Source organism: Shigella sp. FC1967, assembly GCF_001743005.1.
Classification (GTDB): domain Bacteria; phylum Pseudomonadota; class Gammaproteobacteria; order Enterobacterales; family Enterobacteriaceae; genus Proteus.
Window position 1 is genome coordinate 1 of record NZ_MIIZ01000151.1, and the last position, 283, is coordinate 283.

The window sequence follows — 283 nt, forward strand, 5'->3', positions numbered from 1 at the left end:
CCCCCATCTTGGTCTATCTGGGTGGTTTCCAATCCCCGGTCGTTATGGGTGAACGTGCGCTTCTGTCCAGCACGATCTGTAATGCTGGAGACGAGGCCTTTGCTGTCGTAGACGTAGGTTTCCTTGCCTCCCACAAAGCCGGTACACGGCGCACCCTCAACAACATCAGGCTTGAGCATCCCGTTGTGACGGCTGTAGGTATATCGCTGAACGTGGCCGAGGGCGTTGGTGACAGAGACACTTCCGTCAGCGTTGTAGCTTACCTGAGTCTTCTCTGCGCCCC

At 56.9% G+C, this 283-nt stretch carries 1 protein-coding gene; it reads right to left on the bottom strand.

Going from position 1 to position 283, the window contains the following annotated elements:
* On the bottom strand, nt 1–283 hold a 283-nt coding region (locus BHE89_RS01410), incomplete at both ends, for an RHS repeat domain-containing protein (protein ID WP_171742419.1).